At 60.0% G+C, this 2,253-nt stretch carries 2 protein-coding genes; both read right to left on the reverse strand.

From position 1 onward, the window contains the following. Positions 1–815 (reverse strand): cache domain-containing protein (locus tag AC1DF8_RS36185; protein ID WP_478157606.1); only part of this gene is annotated, 815 nt, incomplete at its 3' end. A gap of 280 nt (positions 816–1,095) precedes the next feature. Beyond that, the coding region (locus AC1DF8_RS36190; RefSeq protein WP_162730067.1) for a methyl-accepting chemotaxis protein at positions 1,096–2,253 on the reverse strand (1,158 nt) is incomplete at its 5' end.

Genomic DNA, 2,253 nt, shown 5'->3' on the forward strand with positions numbered 1-2,253 from the left:
TGCTGGGCAGCCTCGCGATCGGACATCGCGTGGCGTTCCCGGATCTTTTCCTGCAGCGACTGCGTCGCCTTCGCCATCATGCCCACTTCGTTGTTCATGCCGGTATGCGGGATCTTCAGGGAGACATCTTCCTCGGCAACCGCCTGCAGCGCCGTGTGAACGTCCTTAAGCGGGTTCGATATGCCACGGATGACCAGATAGGCGGCCACGATGGCGACAAAGAACAGCACGATGCTGCCGGATAGTGCAGACAGGATCTTGTCGTTCACCTGGGCATCGAGATCGTCCATGTAGACGCCGGTGACGACGACGACCTTCCAAGGGTCGAAGGCCAGTGCATAGGCCGTCTTGCGATAGTCACCAACGGGCTGTCCCGGCTTGGCCGTGGAATAATATTCGACGAGACCGCCGCCCTGCTGCCCAACCTTGACCAGCTCTTCGCGATAGAGCTTGCCCTTGCTGTCCGGCTGACCCTTGTTGATCTGCCCGACCTTTGAGGCGTCGTAGTGGAACATCATCTGGATGTCGTAGCTGTAGCCGAAGAAATAACCGTCGGGGTCGTATTTCATGGCGTTCAGGGTGGAATAGGCCTGCTTCTGGGCGTCTTCCAGCTTCAGTTCGCCTGAAGTCACCTTTGCCTGATAGAGCTTGAGAACGGAGACGGCGGACTGGACCTCCGAACGCAGCATGTCGTAGCGCTCCTTGTAGATCGCATTGACCGAGGAGCGGACCTGGAGGGTGGTTGCGATCGCAAACGCGATCATCAGACCGACGACCAGCAATATAAGCTGTTTCGATATTTTCAAATTTTTCATGATGCCTCGCAACGGGAATGGGTGGCTGCATTCCGGTGCGGTTTTCTACCGCCTGTGCGAGCGCGCCGGATAAAGGCGACGCATCTACCGCTGCTAAAAGAACATGCTGCGACCGGTTCGCTACGATTGGCATTCATCCTATAATAAAGCTTTAATTTTATTAGATTTTAGACAAAATTTCCCTACAAATCTGGGGGTGCGCCAAAAGCAAAACCGCCGGATATTCATCCGGCGGTCCGCTAATATTTTGGTGATGAAAAGGCTTGCAGTCGTCCCGTCTTTAAGCGGCGCGGCGACCCTGATGCATGACCGGAGCCGCAGCGGCATTGCCGATGCGGAAGCCGCGGATGAGGTTCAGCAACTCGTCGGTATCGGCAGCCAGTGTTTCAGCCGATGCCGTGGTCTCTTCGGCCATGGCGGCGTTCTGCTGGGTGGCGGCATCGAGCTGGTTCATCGAAGACGAGATCGAGCGCAGCGTCGTATCCTGCTCGGAGGCGCTGTGGGCGATCTTGGCGACGATCTCGTTGGCAGCCTTGATCTGGTCGGAGATGCGCTTCAGCGCTTCGCCTGCCTCGCCGACGAGGCGGACACCATGGTCGACCTGGCTGGACGAACGGGCGATCTGATCCTTGATCTCCTTGGCGGCAGCAGCCGAGCGCTGGGCCAGTTCGCGCACTTCCTGAGCGACGACGGCAAAGCCCTTGCCGCTTTCGCCGGCTCGTGCTGCCTCGACACCGGCGTTGAGCGCCAGCAGGTTCGTCTGGAAGGCGATCTCGTCGATGACGCCGATGATCTTGGTGATCTCGGACGAGGACTTCTCGATGCCGCTCATGGCTTCGATCGCCTGGGTGACGATCGCATCGCTGTGGGTGGCTTCGGTCGAGACCGAGTGAACCCGCTTGCTGGCTTCATGCGCACCATCGGCGGTCTGGCGAACGGCGACGGTCAGCTCATCGAGAGCAGCCGAGGTTTCTTCCAGGCTGGCGGCCTGGCGCTCGGTGCGCTGCGACAGCTCGTTGGAGGCACGGCGGATCTCTTCCTTGGCCACACCGATGTCACCGCCCTTGGCGCTGACCTGGGCCATGGCAGCTTCCAGATGCGAGAGCGCATCGTTGAAGTTGTCACGCAGTGCCGCGTATTTCTGGCCGATATCGGCGCAACGAACCGTCAGGTCGCCGCGGGCGATCTGTTCCAGCGCCTGGCCGATGGTGCTGACGACGCGGGCCTGCAGCGAGGCTTCGTCCTGCTGATGGCGCAGGTTGCTTTCGCGCTCGCTCTCGAGAGCCAGCTGCTGGGCAGCCTCGCGATCGGACATCGCGTGGCGTTCCCGGATCTTTTCCTGCAGCGACTGCGTCGCCTTCGCCATCATGCCCACTTCGTTGTTCATGCCGGTATGCGGGATCTTCAGGGAGACATCTTCCTCGGCAACCGCCTGCAG

This window comes from Rhizobium sp. 05N49 (assembly GCF_056396805.1).